The sequence below is a fragment of the Streptomyces sp. NPDC059957 genome (genome assembly GCF_042730015.1).
GTDB lineage: Bacteria > Actinomycetota > Actinomycetes > Streptomycetales > Streptomycetaceae > Streptomyces.
Window position 1 is genome coordinate 1 of the sequence record NZ_JBHWMB010000083.1, and the last position, 16,726, is coordinate 16,726.

The 16,726-nt window shown below is 68.0% G+C and carries 13 protein-coding genes and 1 pseudogene; 4 read left to right on the forward strand and 10 right to left on the reverse strand.

What is annotated here, in order from left to right; genetic code table 11:
- Window positions 1-161 precede the first annotated feature (161 nt).
- A complete protein-coding gene (locus ACFWBW_RS35440; protein ID WP_274546494.1) occupies window positions 162-482 on the forward strand; it encodes a CPCC family cysteine-rich protein in 321 nt (106 codons plus the stop codon).
- A 37-nt stretch (window positions 483-519) separates the two neighbouring features.
- A pseudogene (locus ACFWBW_RS35445) lies at window positions 520-1,364 on the forward strand (IS5 family transposase).
- Here ACFWBW_RS35445 and ACFWBW_RS35450 read toward each other — a convergent pair.
- Window positions 1,313-1,798, reverse strand: a complete 486-nt coding sequence (locus tag ACFWBW_RS35450) for an FG-GAP repeat protein (RefSeq protein ID WP_385381801.1) — start codon at window positions 1,796-1,798, stop codon at window positions 1,313-1,315. The pseudogene ACFWBW_RS35445 and the gene ACFWBW_RS35450 sit on opposite strands and share 52 nt — an antisense overlap.
- A gap of 775 nt (window positions 1,799-2,573) precedes the next feature.
- Here ACFWBW_RS35450 and ACFWBW_RS35455 point away from each other — a divergent pair.
- Complete coding sequence (locus ACFWBW_RS35455) at window positions 2,574-3,650, forward strand: RNA ligase (ATP) (RefSeq protein ID WP_385381804.1); 1,077 nt, start codon at window positions 2,574-2,576, stop codon at window positions 3,648-3,650.
- Between the two features lie 158 nt (window positions 3,651-3,808).
- Here the strand turns inward: ACFWBW_RS35455 and ACFWBW_RS35460 are convergent, their stop codons facing one another.
- The 6 genes from ACFWBW_RS35460 to ACFWBW_RS35485 all read right to left on the reverse strand — a co-directional run bounded on the left by ACFWBW_RS35460 (window position 3,809) and on the right by ACFWBW_RS35485 (window position 9,158).
- Window positions 3,809-4,003: a hypothetical protein gene (locus ACFWBW_RS35460; protein ID WP_385381807.1), complete on the reverse strand. Its 195-nt coding sequence runs from the start codon at window positions 4,001-4,003 to the stop codon at window positions 3,809-3,811.
- A 96-nt stretch (window positions 4,004-4,099) separates the two neighbouring features.
- Window positions 4,100-4,429 (reverse strand): hypothetical protein, encoded by a 330-nt coding sequence (locus ACFWBW_RS35465; RefSeq protein WP_385381809.1) that lies wholly within the window; start codon window positions 4,427-4,429, stop codon window positions 4,100-4,102.
- The gene (locus ACFWBW_RS35470; RefSeq protein WP_385381812.1) at window positions 4,426-4,605 is read right to left on the reverse strand and encodes a hypothetical protein; all 180 of its coding nucleotides are present in this window, start codon (window positions 4,603-4,605) and stop codon (window positions 4,426-4,428) included. Before ACFWBW_RS35470 ends, ACFWBW_RS35465 begins: the two co-directional genes overlap by 4 nt.
- A 139-nt stretch (window positions 4,606-4,744) precedes the next feature.
- Window positions 4,745-5,938 (reverse strand): HEAT repeat domain-containing protein, encoded by a 1,194-nt coding sequence (locus ACFWBW_RS35475; RefSeq protein ID WP_385381815.1) that lies wholly within the window; start codon window positions 5,936-5,938, stop codon window positions 4,745-4,747.
- 92 nt (window positions 5,939-6,030) lie between these two features.
- Window positions 6,031-6,984 carry a hypothetical protein gene (locus ACFWBW_RS35480; RefSeq protein ID WP_385381818.1) on the reverse strand — a complete coding sequence of 318 codons (954 nt, stop codon included), beginning with the start codon at window positions 6,982-6,984 and terminating at the stop codon, window positions 6,031-6,033.
- Between the two features lie 410 nt (window positions 6,985-7,394).
- On the reverse strand, window positions 7,395-9,158 hold the full coding sequence (locus tag ACFWBW_RS35485; RefSeq protein WP_385381821.1) for an IS1182 family transposase: 1,764 nt from the start codon (window positions 9,156-9,158) through the stop codon (window positions 7,395-7,397).
- A gap of 225 nt (window positions 9,159-9,383) precedes the next feature.
- On the opposite strand from ACFWBW_RS35485, the gene ACFWBW_RS35490 reads away from it, so the two are divergent.
- Window positions 9,384-10,838, forward strand: coding sequence for an ISL3 family transposase (locus tag ACFWBW_RS35490; RefSeq protein WP_385381824.1), 1,455 nt, complete (start codon window positions 9,384-9,386; stop codon window positions 10,836-10,838).
- Window positions 10,839-10,971: 133 nt separating this feature from the next.
- Here the strand turns inward: ACFWBW_RS35490 and ACFWBW_RS35495 are convergent, their stop codons facing one another.
- The 3 genes from ACFWBW_RS35495 to ACFWBW_RS35505 form a co-directional block, all read right to left on the reverse strand.
- A complete protein-coding gene (locus ACFWBW_RS35495) occupies window positions 10,972-11,583 on the reverse strand; it encodes a hypothetical protein (RefSeq protein ID WP_385381827.1) in 612 nt (203 codons plus the stop codon).
- A 267-nt stretch (window positions 11,584-11,850) separates the two neighbouring features.
- Window positions 11,851-12,318 carry a hypothetical protein gene (locus tag ACFWBW_RS35500; RefSeq protein ID WP_385381829.1) on the reverse strand — a complete coding sequence of 156 codons (468 nt, stop codon included), beginning with the start codon at window positions 12,316-12,318 and terminating at the stop codon, window positions 11,851-11,853.
- Entirely contained in the window at window positions 12,315-16,262 is a 3,948-nt protein-coding gene (locus ACFWBW_RS35505) for a polymorphic toxin-type HINT domain-containing protein (RefSeq protein WP_385381832.1), read from the reverse strand. Before ACFWBW_RS35505 ends, ACFWBW_RS35500 begins: the two co-directional genes overlap by 4 nt.
- Between the last annotated feature and the right edge of the window lie 464 nt (window positions 16,263-16,726).

The following is a 16,726-nucleotide window of genomic DNA, read 5'->3' on the forward strand; positions in this document are numbered from 1 at the left end:
GGTATCGCCCATGCCATCAGGACACCGGACCAAAACCGGCCCCGTCAGGCAAAACCCAAGATCTGAAACAGAACACGACTCATGGGGCGAGCACAGAACTCAAAACCAGATCACTAGGCCGTTTATTGTGGATCACTCCGGGGAGCAGGACGATGGCGGCCATGGTCTCTGACGAAACGCCCACCAGTCCCGTGAATCACGCCGCGAACGACCTCATCGCGTGCCCATGCTGCTTCCAGCGCACGTTGGAGGAGCGGGCAAACTTCGAGATCTGTCCAGAGTGCGGCTGGGAGGACGACGGGCAGGACGACGCGGACGCTCACATCGTCCGGGGCGGTCCCAACGGCCGGCTGAGCTTGGCGCAGGCCCGGTTGGACTACCTGGAAGAAGCGGCCGAGGGAATCGATGAGTCCATGACACGCGGTGGTGAGGGGCTGTGGTTGTCAGAAGCACGGCGCCAGGTTCCGGACATGGCTGATTAGGGCAGCGTCCAGCAACGCTGGTTTCCGTTGTCAGGTCATGCCGTTGACTGATGCGCAATGGGCGCGGATCGAATCGCTACTGCCGGACCGGACACCGAAACGGGGTGGCCGGTGGAGGGACCATCGCCAGGTGATCGACGCGATCGCCTTCAAGTTCCAGACCGGCATCCAGTGGGTCCACCTGCCAGAGAAGTACGGCAACTGGCGAGGCGTCTACAACCGGCTACGGATGTGGGCCCTCAACGGCACCTGGGAGCGGGTGTTCACCGCGCTGATGGCAAAGGCCGATGCCGAAGAGGACCTGAGCTGGGTCGCGTCGGTGGACTCCACAATCGTACGAGCTCACCAGCATGCGGCCGGGGCCCGCAAAAGGGGGCCCCGGCCGACGAACCAGCAGACCACGCCATCGGCCGGTCCCGCGGTGGACTGACCACGAAGATCCACCTCGCTGCCGATGCCCGCTGCCGTCCTCTGGCGTTCGTCCTTACCGCGGGGCAGGCCGGCGACGCGCCCGCATTCACGGACGTCATGGCCCGTCTGCGCGTGCCCCGACGGCGCGGACGCCCCCGCACCCGACCGGACGTGGTCCTGGCCGACAAGGCCTATTCCTCACGCGGCATCCGCGAGCACCTGCGCAGGCGTGGTATCCGAGCGGTGATCCCCGTCCCAGCTGACCAGCAGGGCCATCGTCTCCGACGAGGCAGCCGGGGCGGCAGGCCACCGGCCTTCGACCGCGAGACCTACAAACAGCGCAACACCGTCGAACGGTGCATCAACCGCCTCAAGCAATGGCGCGGCATTGCCACACGCTACGAGAAGACCGCAACCATCTACCTCGCCGGACTCCACATCGCAGGCATCTTCCTCTGGTCGGCCCGGTGATCCAAACGAGACCGCCTAGCACTGATCAGGGTGCTGCCTGCGGGGGTGGGCCCGTTGGCACCGCCCGGCAGGGACCACACAGCTCCCTCGCCCAGCGCGCCGATGAACAGTTCGGGCCGGCCGTCCTTGGTGACGTCGGACGCCGAGAGGGTACTGCCGAACTGGTCGTCATTCGCGGAGGTTCCGGGGATGCCAGTTGTCCCCTGGGCCAGGTTGTAGGCGCCCGCGCCGGGCTTTCGTGAGGCGATGCCGGGGACGACAGTGACCGAACCCGCCTCGGTGGCTTCGGCGATGCTCTCGCCCGGGACTCCGATGATGATCTCGGCCTTGCCGTTCCGATCGAGGTCGGCTACCGCTACTGAGCTGCCGAAGCGGTCGCCCTTCTCGTTGACGCCCGGGATGCCGGCGGAGTTCTGGGTGATCTGCACCGGCATGGTCCTGACATCGATGCCCTGGGCCGATCCGTACCAGATGGACACCCGCCCGCCGATGTTCGCCGTGTCGCCGACCTTCTCGGGTTCGTCCGGGTGGCCGAGGAGCAGGTCACGGGCCCGGCTACAAACCGATCATGATCAAGAACCTGCTGCGCCGCGGCCCGCCCGCGCTCGCCCTCGCCGCCCTTCAGGAGGGCGTCTGACGCGCACCGCCCCGGCGCCCCGCCAGCCGCCCCGCGGACGAGCGGCCGGGTCCGCCGGCTTCCTGGGCAGGAGTACCCAGGCCCCCAGGTAGGGCTGCCACAGGTAACGGAAGGCCGCCGCTGCGGTCAGCAGTACAACCCAGACAGCCACGGTGATCAGGATCCGTGTCAGGCCGCTGCCACCGAAGACGGAGCCGGCCACGACCCAGGTGGCCAGGAATGCGACTGCCGAGCCTTCGAGAGCCCTGAGGGCGCGGGCGGCACGCTCCGGGTCGAAGCCGCAGAGTCCGGTGCGCGCCGACACCACCGCGTCCGAGCGCGCGCCGGGATTGCGTGGTGAAGTCTTCGAGAGTGGTGATCGCCTGCTCGCGGCGGGCCGGCTCGCTGGGAGCGATCGACATCAGGGCTCGCACGGACGAGGTGACACATGAGCCTCCGATGACTGGGCGCGGTACGTGGTACATACAGCCGGATGTGACGGCGCGGCAGATTAACACCCGGATTTCCACTGGACCAGCGCATATGGCGCGATGGACAGTGAGCAGCCACCGACCCTGCCACCGGAGCCGCACATGTCGACGTTGAGAGTCACCGCTGAGGAACTGACCGTCCACGAACACCCGAACGCCGACGCGCTGGAGCTGGCCCAGGTGGGTCTCTACCGTGCCGTCATCGCCAAGGGGGCCTACCGAGCCGGTGAGTTCGCGCTCTACATACCCGAACAGTCCGTGCTGCCCGCCGAACTGATCGAGGAACTGGGACTGACCGGCCGGCTCGCTGGAGGCTCCGCAGACCGGGTCAAGGCCGTCCGGCTGCGCGGCGAACTCTCGCAGGGGATCGTCTGCCGGCCGCGCGCCCTCGCCGGGGTCGACCTGGCCCGGGCGGCCGCAGAGGGCACGGATTTCGCGGAGGTGCTCGGCATCACCAAATGGGCGCCGCCGATCCCGACCACCATGAGCGGGGAGGTCGAATCGGCCCCCGACCTGATGCCGTGGGTGGACATCGAGAACCTCCAGCGCTACCCGCACATCTTCGAGAGCGGCGAGCCGGTCGTGCTCACCGAGAAACTGCACGGCACAGCTTGCCTGTTCACCTACGTCGCCGAGGGCGAGCGGACGCTGGTCACCTCCAAGGGCTTCGGTGCCAAGGGGCTGGCCCTCAAGGAAGACGAGCGCAACCTCTACTGGCGGGCCGTCCGGGGCCATGACGTCCCGGCCGTCGCGGCGAAACTGGCTGCCCGGCTCGGCGCGAGCCGGGTCGGGATCTTCGGTGAGGTCTACGGAGCGGGCGTCCAGGACCTCGCGTACGGGACGGACGCCCGCACCGCCGACGCCCCGCCCGGCTACGCCGCCTTCGACGTGTCCGCCGAGATCGACGGACAGCTGCGCTGGCTGGACCCGGCCGCGGTGCTGGACAACGGCGAACTCCCGCTGGTGCCACGGCTGTACGAGGGGCCGTACGCGCTCGACACCGTCCTGGAGCTGGCGAGCGGCCGCGAGACCGTCTCCGGCAAGGCCGCGCACCTGCGCGAGGGGGTCGTCATCCGCCCGGCGGCCGAGCGCTACAGCCCGGTCGTGGGCGGCCGCGCCATCGCGAAGGCGGTCAGCCCGGCCTACCTGACCCGCAAGGGCGGCACCGAGTACGAGTGACACCGACCGGGGCGGAGGCCATCCGCGTACGCTGATCCGATGATCTTCGCTGATGACCTGGGCCGAGGAGAGCGCTTGCAGTTTGACGTGGTGTCCGCATGCAGTCTGAGCTTCATCGCCGGAGGGCGGCGAAGGCTCAGGCTGCACGGGGTCAGCTCTCAGCGCTGGGGCGGGACGTGGGACCAGTGGCCGTCATAGAGGCTCCACTGCGAGACCGGGTCCCCTCCCCCGCCCGAGCCGGCATCGAAGTACACCGCGTGCGGGACGGTGCCCATGGCGAGGGCGGCCTCGACCGCGCCCGTGTGGGAGGTGCCGAACTCCTCGGTCGTCCAGGTCTCTCGCCTACTCACCACGGCCCACCCTCTCCCTGCCCGTGTTCAGGCGGCTCCACGGTGCGGGGCCGCCTGAACACGACGATGCCGCAGCCCGGCCGCCGGGCAGACGGGTTTTCACGAAGTGGTGGCAGGGACCACGGCGGCGCCTCCGGCCTTCACCGCCTCGACGACCTGCTTGTGGATCACGGCAAGGCCGCCGGGCGGCAGCGGGGCCGGGCTGCCGGTGAGCGTGTACCACTCCTCGGCCCCGGTGTACTGGATCCGAAGCGAAGCCGTGCCGTCCGGGCCGGCCTCGGTCGTCAGGGTGACGTCGCCGGTGATGACCCCGACCTCATCCGTCATCGCGCCGCCCGGCCCTGCCTTCACGTGGTCGGTCAGCGGGACCGACGCCTCCGGGGCGGCACCGTGCCCAGCCTGCGGGGTGTTGTCGGGCTGGTCGGTCATGAGCACGTCTCCAGCATCTCGGTCAGCTTCTTCTTCTCCGGCTCGGTCACCGTGAGCTGGTAGGTGCTCTTCACGTTCGTCCACGCCGTCGCGTACCTACACCAGTAGCCCTTGGCTGGCGGCTGCCAGTCCTCGGGTCCCTGGTCGCCCTTGCCCCGGTTCGTCGCCGCGGACACCGCGAGCAGCTGGGGGCGGTCAGGTCGTTCGCGAACTCCTTGCGCCGCTCCGCCGTCCACGCCCCAGCGCCAGCTGGCGGGAGCGTTATTCGAACCGTGCGGTATTCCTACCCGCTCGGTGGGTTCCGAGCTAACGTCGCTACTGGTGTGGCTGTGGCCCGGCCAGAATTGCCCTGATGGCGTTGCGGTCTGCTGGAAGGCCAATGTCGTCGAACCATGAGGTGATGAGCTGGGTGTATCGCCAGCACACGTCGCGGTCGGCGAGAGCGTCCAGGTAACGGTGCTGGGCCGGAGTCAGCTTGGCACCCTGCTCATAGCCGGAAGGGAACGCCGCGGCGAGCAGCGGTCCCCAGTCCTCGGCGATGGTGAGGTTGCTGCAGAACGGCACGGAAGCCATGGCGGATGGCAGGAGTTCCTCGAAGTCACTGACGCGGTCGATGGCCGTAGTCAGAAGGGCGTGCCGTAGGTGGCCTTCGATGCAAGGCAGCGGGTCTCCGGCCCAAGGGTCGGCGGCGGTGGGTTCGCGGAACCAGGAGTCGATCGCTGCGGGGTCGAGCAGGGCGCGGAGGATCGTCCGCGTTGCCGTGGTGCTGCTGGCGCATCCCGGGGACAGAGCGGCGCAGGCACGGACGGCAGGGTCGGGATCGGCGAGCCAGCCGGTGGTGTCCTCACCCCAGGCCCCGATGGTCAAGATGGCGGCGGCGCGTTCACGCCGGTCGGCGCTCTCGGTGAGGAGCCGCCGGAGGATCTGGACGGTGCCTGAGATCCGATCGGCCAAGTCGGGAGATTGAAGGAGCGCGGCGGTGGCGCTCAGGGCGGCCTCTCGAATGGTGGGGTCAGGGTCTAGGAGGTGCGGGGAGACTGCGCCGTAGATCACGCCGCGGACAGCGCGGACCGCATCGGTGACACCCGGATCGTTGCCATCCTCCTCGTCGGTCGTCTCGCCGTAGGCTGCCGAATCCGCGATCTGGCCCAACCAATCCAACAAAGCCGCGCGTAGTGGCCGAGGGCGGTCATCCCAGGTGGAGTAGTCCTCGTGGCGGGCCAGAGTGCGGGGATCGTTCAACACCGAGGCGACGAACAACGCGGCGGGCGCCGTCGCGCTGTACAAGGACTCCTGATGCAGGACGGACATGTCCAGCAGTCCCAGCGCCCCCGCTTGAACCTCCGAGTCCTCGTCCAGGAGCTGGAGCAGGCGTATCGGTGTGTCCTGCGCGGTTCCGTAGGCATGCTCCAGCGCAGCCCAGTCGGTGCCTTCGATCACGGAACGCGGATCAGGCAGCCGGCCGCCCACGGCCTGACCGGAGATCGGGTACTCATCCTGGCTCGTCACACGGAAAGCATCGCCCCTGCCACTGACAAACCTCGCAGTCGGACTCCAGGAGGGTCGGAGAGTTGCCCGACGCATTGTGGGGCGCACGGGGATCAGCTGTGGGCCTGCGACGTACGGGCTTTCAGATAGGCAGTCCAGTCGGTGGCGGCGCAGCGGCGCCACTGGACGGCCGTGATCGGGTGGAGGCCGAGGACCGCGGGCGGGAGGTCGCACGCGAGGGCCACTAGGGCGGTGGTCCGGGCGGGCCGGTTGGGGATGTGATGGGCGGCCAGGCGTCGGCTGAGGGCTGCGGCGGAGATGTGGGCTCCGGACAGGTGGCCGGGGAACAGCCAGCCAGCGCTGGTGTTCGCGGCCCAGCCCTGGGGAGCGGGGCGGTCGGCGAGAGTGTTGAGGAGGTCGGCGAGGGGGATGGGCAGCGGGATCGGGGTCCGGCCCAGGGTAAGGAACGTCGTCCCGTCATGAGTGGTCAGGCCGGTGGCGGGCAGTGCTGCGATCCGGGTGAGGTGTTGGCCGAACAGGAGGAGGATCGCGCCGGCGGCCCGGACGTCGAGGTCGAGGCGGGTGTCGGTGAGGCACTGGTGGAGGAGATCCCAGTGGGAGTCCTCGTCCATGCCGACCGGGTCGGCCTTCGGGCGGTGCGGTACGAGGAGGTCGCGGGCGTGGTGGCGGCGGTGGGCCCAGACGACGAAGTCGCGGACTTCGTAGCGGGTGCCTGGGTTGGCCGCGAGCCAGGCGTCGAGGTGGCCCTGGTCGAGGGTGGCGATGGTTAGGCCGTGGTCGGCGGTCGTGGTGAGGAGTTCGGCGGCCAGGTTGATGCGGGTGTAGGCCCAGCGGAGTCGGTGCTTGACCCCGCCGACCCGGGCGGCCTGGTGGCGTTTGGCGCGGGGCAGCAGGGACCAGCGGACGTAGGCGCGGAGCAGGGCGCCATGCTCCGGGTGCCGGGCGACCGTCCGTTCCAGGTGGCGGACGATCCGCACCGCGAGTTCGTTCCGGGGCTCCAGGACCTGGTAGGCAGTCAGCAGGCCGCGCAGATACTCGGCGGTCATCGCCGTGGATCGGCCGGCGATCGTGGCATCGAGGTCAGTGTGGGAAAGCGGGCGACCGGTGGTCATGAGGTCGCGGAGAAGACGAGCGGAGCGGGAACCGCGCAGCCAGTTCAGGACCGTTCCCGAATCGGGAGCCTGAGCCAGCGCCGTCCGCATCGCTGTGAGCGACCCGGTACCCACCCCTTCGCGTAGGCCGGTAAACAAGTCCTCCAGGTGGTCGGCGACGGCGCAGCGGTCGCAGAGTCGGCCGACCTTGTAGGAGCGCGGTCCGGCGCAGCGTTCGCAGGCGTAGGGGTCGGGGACGCCGGCGCAGGGCCCGCAGACCTGACGCTGGTCGACATGGCCGATCAGTACTGGCTTTGTTCACTTCTAGGGGTTCTGGCTCAGGTTTCGGATGCTGTTGGTGATCTTCAGGTGGGCAGGCTGCGGCAGAGTTGTTGGAAGCGGCTCCGCGCTCGAGGTCTGCGGGGTGGTGTGATGCCCGGTGAGATGCATTGGCTGAGTCGGATGATGTTGGTTCCGGCTGCTGTCAGCACGTGTTGGACGTGGGTTCTGGCCGTGCCGCGGTAGCGGCAGTTCCTCAGGCCGTGGGCGTGAACGGTTTCGGAGACGGTGGCCTCGCAGCCAGCGCGAATCGCGTATCGCTGGCGCCACTCGGCTGTCGTCTGATCCGCTCTGGACTTCGTCTGGATCTCCTGGAGGGGTTGTGGCATCAGGAAGACATGGCGGCCCTTGCCCTCGGCATTGCCGGTGCATTTGAGCCGGTCGGCGCATTCGCGGCAGGACTTGCGTGGGAAGAGGACAGAGAGCCGGGGGTGGCCGTCGCCGAGTGTGGGTTTCCATGGTGGACTCGTCACGCCGTTCGGGCAGGTCAGGGTGCGGGCCTGCCAGTCGATGCGGAAGTCCTGTTTGGCGAAGCCGGGCCTCTTTCCCGCCTGCGGGTCGTCACGGACTGGTCCGAAGAGTGGGATGCCCCAGTGCTGGGCGGCGTGGTGGATGCTGTCGGGCGAGATGTAGCCGCTGTCGACGACGTGCTCGGTGGGCCGGAACCCCTGCGCGGTCAGGCCTTGGTGGATCCGGTCGAGGGCGTCGATGTCCTGCTCGGGCGCCGGCCGGGTGGTCACCTGGACGATGACGTTGGGGCCGGTCTCGTCGCAGGTTTCAGTCTGGTGGTCGCGGTAGCCGATCCAGTCCCGCTGCCCGGCGGCGGTGACTTTCTGGCTGTATCGGGCCTCGTGATCGTGCGGCGTGACGATCTCCATGCCAGACCAGGGCACTCGTGCCGAAGCGGGATCGGGCCTCCCGTCCGCTGATGCCTTTCCCGTGTTCCGTCGCTCCGTGGTCCGGCGGCTTGCCCGGTCCCGACTGGATTTCGGCCCCCGCCAGCACAGCCGGCCGTCCTCGTCGGTCCAATACTGCTGGACCCATACTTGCCGCAGAACCTCAACAGCGGGTAGTGCCCGTAGTCCGGGTGGGGCATCGGCGTCATGGACGGCTCGCAGGATGTGCATGCCGTCCTGGCCGACCCGCAGGACGTATGCGATCAGGGCATCGTCTCCCCGCGGAAGCCGCTCATAGCGGACCGGACGGCCGTAGCGGTCACCCCAGTCCGCCGTGATGAGCCCGGCCAGCCACTCCTCACCATGAGCAACGAGTTCCTCGAGAGCCATCCGCAGGGTTTCGCCGACCAGTTCACCCCGGTTGAGCCGGCGGACCGCCGCCAGCACATGGGTCGAATCGGTCCGGACCCGGCCACGGCGTTTGACCAGGCCCGCGGCCGCGAGACGTTCAACCATCACAGCCAGCAGCCGGTCCGCGCGATCTCCTTCGGCCAGCCGGTCACGGAACTCGCTCAGCACCGAGAAGTCGAAGCCGGCATCGTCCAACTCCAGGCCCAGGCAGTACTTCCAGTCCAGACGGCACCGGACGGCCTCCGCCGCCTGCCGATCGGTCAGGTTCTCCGTGTATTGCAGCACCGACACCAGCGCGAGCCGGGCCGGCGACAGCCCAGGGCGTCCGTTCGCCGGATACCAGGCGGCGAAGTCCTCGTCGACGAACAACTCGTCCAGGCGATCACGGATCCACATCGCAGCGGTGCCCCGCGGATTGCTCGCCCTGGCCATCCTCGCGGTCAGCGGCGGAACCACCCGACCCGAACCACACCCCATTGCCATCCCGGCCCCCTCCGACCGGCAGAACCACTCCGCCCGACAACAGCAGCACAACGACCGCCATCACGAACAGCGTGCTGGAGCGGTTTCACCCCACCGAGCGAAGATCACCAACAGCATCGGTTTCGTGCAGTGGCCACGGTGAGTGACGGCTGGGCGCTCCGGACGGTATGCGAAGTCGCCCGAAAATGAATGGGGGTCAGTGCCGCTGGGCTGACAGTCCGAGCCGTGGAAGATGTTGCACTCAGACTGAAGGAGCTGTTGTTCCCGGCGATCACGGACATTGCGGTGCTGTCGGTGGACGTGGATATCGAGAAGGTGCGCCTTGACGCGCAGTGCACCACGGCTGGCGCCGCCTGCCCGGGATGCGGAGTCTGCTCGACCCGGGTTCACAGCTCCTACCTGCGGTTTCTCGCTGATGTACCGAGCGCCGGACGAAGCGTCGTACTCCAGCTGCGGGTCCGCCGGTTCCGGTGCGGGAACACCAAGTGCCGCCATCAGACGTTCGTGGAGCAGATACCCGGCCTGACCCGCAGGTATGGCCAGCGCACTGAGCGACTGCGTTCCATCCTGACCGCAGTCGGCCTTGTCCTGGCTGGTCGAGCCGGCGCCCGCTTGGCTGCCGTGCTCGGCATGTCCATCAGCAGGAGTACGGTCTTGCGCCTGGTCGAGGCGCTGCCCGAGCCGGAGGTGCCGACGCCGCGGGTAGTCGGCGTCGACGAGTACGCCACCCGCAAGGGCCGCCGCTACGGCACTGTCCTGGTGGACGTCGAGACCCGCCGGCCGATTGATCTCCTGCCTGATCGAGAAGCATCGAGCCTGGCCGCCTGGCTCGCCCAGCGGCCAGGGATCGAGGTCGTCTGCCGGGACCGCGCGCCGTTCTTCGCGGAAGGTGCCACTGCCGGGGCACCCCAGGCGACGCAGGTCGCGGACCGCTGGCATTTGTGGCACAACCTCGGGGAAGCCGCTGAGCGGGCTGTCGCCCGCCATCGTCAATGCCTGCGCGTCCTGGTCCCCGATCGCGAGACGAAGGCCGAATCACCTGCGCCGCCCGAGGAGAAGGCGGATTCGCCATGGCGGAGCGAGCGGTTCGCCAACCGTGTCCGAGCCAGGCACGCCACGGTCCACGCGCTGCTGGAAGCCGGCCACAGCCGCCGCTCCATCGGGCGTCAGCTCCAGATGACCCACCGCACCGTCAAGAGCCTCGCCGACTCTGCGAAGCCGGAAGACCTCTTTCGCGGCCAGTGGCAGCACAACAGGACCTCTGTCCTCGACGAGTACAAGCCCTACCTAGACGAACGTTGGGACGAGGGCTGCACCAACGCCTGGAAGCTCTGGGAGGAGATCGTTCCCTTGGGCTATCGCGGCAGCTACGGCCGGGTCAGCGCCTACCTCCGAGAGAAGCGCACCTCGCCACGGCCGGTTTCCGCGCAGCCGCCGGCACCCCGCGTGGTGACGAGATGGATCCTCAGTCGACCCGAGACGCTGACCGAGATCGAACAGCTCCGGCTCAAGACCGTCCTGGCCAACTGCCCCGAACTTGACGCCCTGACCGGCCACGTCCGGTCCTTCGCCCGGATGCTCACCGAGCGCCAAGGCGAACAACTCCCCGACTGGCTCAACGCCGTCCGGCAGGACGACCTGCCCAGCATCCACACCCCTCGCCGCCGGCATCGACCGTGACCGCGACGCGGTCATCTCCGGTCTGACCCTGCCCTGGAGTTCAGGTGTGGTCGAAGGACACGTCAACCGGATCAAGATGCTCAAGCGCCAGATGTTCGGCCGCGCCGGCTTCGATCTTCTGCGAAAACGAGTCCTACTCGCTGAGTGACTCCTCAGCTTCCTCGCGAAGATCGTGAATCGGAAACGTCGTGGGTGAGAGATGCTCCTTGCATGCTTCTCCGTGCAGCTCTTCGGGCCGCAGCGCCCAGGCGATGGCGTCGCCCGGACCGCAGAATGAAGGATCGAGGTGGAACGTGGTCCGCGTACCGAACGGCTTCGGCGTTTTCAACTCTTCCCTGGGACCGGTCGGGTGCATCCCGGCCAGCTCCTGGCGATAGCCCTGGCCATCCAGCCACACCTCGATGACCGTGCGGACGCTGAGTGCGGCAGCTGCGGAGGGAGCCCAACGCTGCAGGTCGAACATGTCGAGCAGGGAACCGAAGAACCCCGGAAGAAGCCGCTCCCGTTCATCGACGCCAGGGCGCTGATCGCTCTCCACTGTGAAGCTGAGATCAGATCCGATCTCGACACTGATCTGTCCATGCCTGCCATCGCGACGGTGCAGCGCGTCCCAGGCCACCACCCGCAGGATCTCGGTGGGAAGCTCGGGGCTGCCCTGATCGACGAGAGAATACCTCGCTGGGCGGCGCCGCACGTGCTCCACGAAGTCGACCACCCGAAGCGGCTCGACGGTGAACCTCTCCACTCGTCCTCCCCCTCTCTGTACCTTTCAGCCAGCCACAGCCGATCATGGCACCCACCACCGGCAAGCACCACGCTCCCCGCTCGTCCAGTGGCCGTGACGGAATGTCACCAATCACGGAAGTTGAGCCAGAACCCCTAGAAGTGAACAAAGCCACCTGACGGACCACCACGAACCGGGCGTCAAGCCACTACGCCGAAGCCCTGCCCCCGCCAGAACCTCTGGCGGGGGGATGTGCTGTCTCTTCTGCTATCGGTGGCGGCCCGCCGGCTAATCAAGCCCGCTGTATTGAATTACCTCTTCGCGCGCCGGCCCGGTCACCGGAATACGCTTCCACCACCATCCACGTTCACCATCAGGACGATCATCCACCTTTTCAATACGGAGCTGATCATCTTGCTCAGTGAACGAGATGAAATTCTCGTCTATTTCCGAGAGCAGGCTTCCAAAGCGTGATCTCAGTTCAACATCAAGAGCTCCCATTCCATCCTGGATCAAGTCTCGGAGAGTCAAGGCGGCGATCAAGTCGTGGGCTCCCCAGACGGACCTGTCCGAGCTGGGCAAGGAGAGGTCCGCCTCGAACTTCTCTACGTGAGCTCTCCACGAAGCCAAAAGATCGACAAGGGGGATACTTCGCTGGCTAGAGATCTGAATGGCCACCCCCTCCAGTGCATGAATATCATCGACCGACAGGCGCCCTGAAATCCAGGACAGGTTATCGCTGGTCATGACAGTCACGGCCTTCCAAGTGTACCGGGGTAGTATGCGGTACTCCTCCACGGCGCATCATAGTTTACGATCACTCTGACGCCACCGTGGTTGAAAACTGCAGAGTTTTGCTTTTTGATGCGAACCGGCCCAGCCTGACGCAATGTCCTCTCAATTTCCGCTTGACTGGGCCTACCCATTGCCGGATTCCCAGCTCCCGTGTGCCCATGGACAAACTGCACGATCTCATCAAGCGAGTAGTCGGTGCCATGAAAATCGTCCGCACCAGAACGATTTCCGAACGGCGTCCCGCAGAACGGGGAGGAATTGTGCACCAGAACCGGTGTTTGGCCTGCCAGAACATAGTACGTGTGCAGGTCGTTCACGGTCAGGTCGTATGCGGGCTGGAGCTCCTTCCAGTGGGAGACCTTGGCAATCCGGGCTGTGTCGCCGGTCGGGGTGCGCAGGGTCTCGCCGGCGTTGAGTTCTGCCGCATCGACCCACTGGCGACGGTTTTCCGTCCAGAAGGGGTGATGGTCGGTTGCCGTGATGGAACCGCCGCCGGTGGCGGCGTCAAGGGTGACACCGGTGAATTCGCTGTCGTCGGGAGTGTAAATGGTTGCGTCGACGCGACGTGGTCCTGATTTCCCTGTGAGCGGGTCGGCGGCCTGAACCATGTCACCGACACCTATGCGCTCTATGGGGCGGAAGGTTCCATCGCCCATCAGTACGGGCGTGCCGGCGGGGAAGCTGTGCTTCGTATCCGCGCAGGCCAAAATATCGTCTACCTTTTTCCTGAAGCTCTTCAGCTTTTCCCAGAGCGGTTCAGCTTTGCTGTACCACTTCTTCCCCTTGGGAATGTAGGCCAGCCAGCCGATGCCCGGAATCGCCGCACCGCAGGACCATGCCGCATCGGTGAATTTGCTCGAGTCTCCGTATCCGATTCCTTCTAGGGCATAGGTAAGGCAGTTGCTGAGGTCGGCAATCTCTCCTGCTATGGGGATCCCACCGAGCCCGTCGGCCACGAGATGCCGAAGCTCTATATCCAGGCGCATCCGCTCTTCCCACGAGAGGTTCTTGTACCAGTGCAGCGCCTGCTTTCCGGCTTCCCAAGCGAAGTCGCCCGCGTAATCCATTCCGCCAGTGACCAGCTGCTCGAGATATTGATACTTCTCGTAGGCCTTCTCCCACCAGGTCTTCTCGTTCGCCCGCGCCTTTTCGGCGATGTACGTATCGAGGTGCTTCTGATAGGTGGCGGCTGCGGCGTTTGCGTCGGCTCCGGCGTTGATGGCGGACTGACGCGCGGATTCGGCGGCGGCATAAGCTTCGGCGGCATAGCCGCGGGCCAGGCTGGCGCTGGCTTCGGCCCATGCCGCGGAGGCATTGGCGCTGGTCGCACTGTCCCGGGCCCGCTGCTGGGCATTGCGGGCGCTAGCCGCGTGTTCGGCCGCCTTCTTCGCGGAGGCTTCTGCCTGCTTGGCAGAGGCGTCGGCCTGGTTGGCGTAGCCGGCGGCCTGTTCGGCGTAGGTCTGGGCCTGTCGGGCGTACTCTTCGGCATCGTGGGACGCGTCCAGCGCGGTCGCGGCGGTCTTCAGTGCTTCGGCCGCCCGCTGTTGGGCGAGGGCCGCCACCTGTGCGCTTCCGGCGACGATGTTCAGGATCTGCGCCGCGTGCGCGGCATTGCCCTGGTCCCGGCGCGCTGCTTGGTACTGGCCGCTTTGGACGAAGCTGCGCAGGCTCGGGGCGGGGCCCTCCAGCGCGATGTCTGCGTAGGCCTTCACCTCCGGCCCGGCGTTCTCCGCCAGGCCGGCCACGGCCGCCTGGTCGTCGCTGTGACGGGCGGAGTACTGACCGGTGGTGAGGAAGTCCAGCAGTGGCTGGTAGCCGGTGCCGTTGAGTGCGGCGTCTGAGGTCTTCTTGACGGCCGGGCCCCCGGCGTTGCCGATGCGGGCGACCTCGACCCTGTATTCGGAAACGGCCGCTGTGTGCTGCCCATCTACGAGGAAGGCGTGGATCTGGGCTGCGTCACCGCCCAGAGCGGTCTTGGCGGCGTTCCTCACCACCTCGTACGGAGAGTCGTCGACGAGTCTGAGGACCTGGTCGCGTTCGTCCTGCTGGTCCGCCGCACGCCAGCCGTTGCGGGCGTACTCCACCACGACGGCGTCCGGGGCGCCCAGAGCGCTTTCGGCAGCGGCTCGGCTCCACTGTCCCTGGGTCTCCAGGGCGGCCAGGGCCATCTTCCGGCCCGCCGCCGCGATCTGGGCGGGCTCGGCCGAGGGCTGTGCGGCTTCCTGGGACAGGCGGACGAAGTCTGCCTGAAGCTTGTCGGACTCGGCCTTGCCGTTCTTGTCCTGGGCCAGGCTCGCGTCGTACGCGCTCTTGAGGTCCTTGGCCTGGTTGATGCCGTTGGCCTTGCGTGCGGCGAGTTCATCGGCCTCGGACTTCCGGGCCAGGTCGTGGATGACCTTGGCCTTGTCCACCGCCGCCATGGCCTCCTTGGCACGCAGGAGGGCAGCGTCGGCGTGGAGCTTGGACTCTGCGGCTGCTTCCTTGGACCCGGCCGCGTGCTGGCCGGCCTTCAGGGCGGCATCGGCGGCGTTGCGGGCGTGCCGGGCGGCCGAGCGGGCCGCGTCGCGGGCCGCTCGGGCCTCGCGTGCCGCATTGGCAGCGTGACCGGCGGCGATGTCCGCGGCGCGGGTCGCCTCGGCCGCGTGGCGGCGGGCGGTCGCAGCTGCCGCGCGGGCCTCCGCCGAGGAGTTGCCGGCCTGCTCGTTGTACGCCGCTGCTTCCTCCGCGGCGGCGGCTGCGCCGAGTTCGTTCGCGGTCGCGGACGCCGCGGCCTTGGCCGAAGCGGCGGCGGCGTCCCCGGAGATCGCCGCACGCTCCGCAGCCGTCGCGGCGCCGTCGGCTGCGTCGGCTGCCTGCCGGGCGTGGGCGGCGAGCGCCTCGTCACGCTGGCCCGCTGCCGCGTGGGTGAGCGCCTTCGCCGCGGCGTTCGCGGCCCCGGACGCGGCACGGGCGGCGGCACTGGCTGCCGCTGCGGCGACCTGGGCCGCCGCGTTCGCGGCACGCGCGGAAGCGATTGCCGACTGCGCGGCCTGGGCCGCCCGCCGGGTGGACTCCGCTGCGCGGCGGGCGGCGTCGGCGGCCCGGGCGGCGTCCGCCTTGGCAGCCGCCACCTCGTCCCTGGCCCGCTCGGTCTCCTTCTTCGCCAGCGCGGCCAGCGCGATGGCCCGGTCGGCGGCCTCCTTGGCGGTCTTGCTCTCCCGCTCCGCCGCGTCGCCGGCGTCCTTGGCCTGCTGGGCGAGCTCGGTCACGGACGCGAGTTCCTGGTCCTGCGCCCGGGCCACGTGCTGGCCGAAGGTGAGGAACTCGCGGACGTCCTCGATCGAGCCGTTGAGTGCCGCGGTGGCGGCGGCACGTACCTTCGGCCCGCCGGCCGTTTCGAGCTGCGCCACGCGCACCCGCGCGTCGGAGTCGCGCTTCTTGTGCTGACCCTCGCTCAGGAAGACGCGCACCGCTTCGATATCGGAGTTCAGCGCCGTATCGGCGGCCTCCTTCACCGTCCTGCCGCCGGCTTCGCCGATCCGTGCCGCCTCGACGCGCTGGTCCTGGTCCAGAGGTGCCTTCCAGCCCTCCTTCAGGAAGGCGTCCAGCTGCTCCGGAGTCCCCGCGAGCGCCTGTTCGGCGGCCTTGCGCACCGCCGGGCCCGCCTCTGCGACGACCTGGAGAGCGGCCTCGCGGTCGTCGAGGTTCTCCGCGATGGCGCGGCCCTTGTCGAGGAAGGCGCGGATGTCCGCGTCGGAGCCCGTCAGGGCCGCCCCGGCGGAGGCCTGCATCGCCGGGCCACCGGCCTTCCAGAAGGCCACGGTCCGCCCGCGCTCGCTGACCGGGGTCTCCGCCGCTGCGGCGATCGGCGCCGCCGAAACCAGAGTCGACAGGAGAGCGAGCGGGAGAAGGCCACCGATCAGCACGCTCGACCCATCAGGCCTCCTCCCCACCCCCCAGCGTGGTCTGCCTGCTGTATGGCGCACGAATCTCCCCTTATGTCTACGCGGTACCCGCCGGGACCGGCGTGCGTGAAGCCCAGCTGAACTGGGTGAGAACTGAATGCCTGTCAGGCTGAGACCCACCTGACGGCCTGCGGGAACTGTGCTGCCCTTGCGCGGTGTTGGGCCTGAAGCGCAGGGCGCGGACATGACTGTGTCCAGGCATGAATGTCTCCCGACCTGTGAGGACCCTAAGAGGGAACCTGCCGGATTTCAACTGGCGTTGATGTCGAACTAAACTGCAGTTGATATGCGGGTCGCGAGCCGTTACCGTCTCCCCTCGGAGGGCCGCGAGCACAGGGGGAGGCCACGCATGAGTGCCAGGCCGTTTCCCGACCCGGTCGACACGGTCGAGCGCATCGTTGCCCTGATCGGGCGGGCAGGTCTTC

What these genes read in the sequence shown, in the direction of transcription:
- ACFWBW_RS35485 (WP_385381821.1), bottom strand. Translation starts at nt 9,158, where the DNA reads ATGGCAATGGGGTGTGGTTCGGGTCGGGTGGTTCCGCCGCTGACCGCG.
- ACFWBW_RS35465 (WP_385381809.1), bottom strand. Translation starts at nt 4,429, where the DNA reads ATGACCGACCAGCCCGACAACACCCCGCAGGCTGGGCACGGTGCCGCC.
- ACFWBW_RS35450 (WP_385381801.1), bottom strand. Translation starts at nt 1,798, where the DNA reads ATGCCGGTGCAGATCACCCAGAACTCCGCCGGCATCCCGGGCGTCAAC.
- ACFWBW_RS35455 (WP_385381804.1), top strand. Translation starts at nt 2,574, where the DNA reads ATGTCGACGTTGAGAGTCACCGCTGAGGAACTGACCGTCCACGAACAC.
- ACFWBW_RS35440 (WP_274546494.1), top strand. Translation starts at nt 162, where the DNA reads ATGGTCTCTGACGAAACGCCCACCAGTCCCGTGAATCACGCCGCGAAC.
- ACFWBW_RS35480 (WP_385381818.1), bottom strand. Translation starts at nt 6,984, where the DNA reads ATGACCGCCGAGTATCTGCGCGGCCTGCTGACTGCCTACCAGGTCCTG.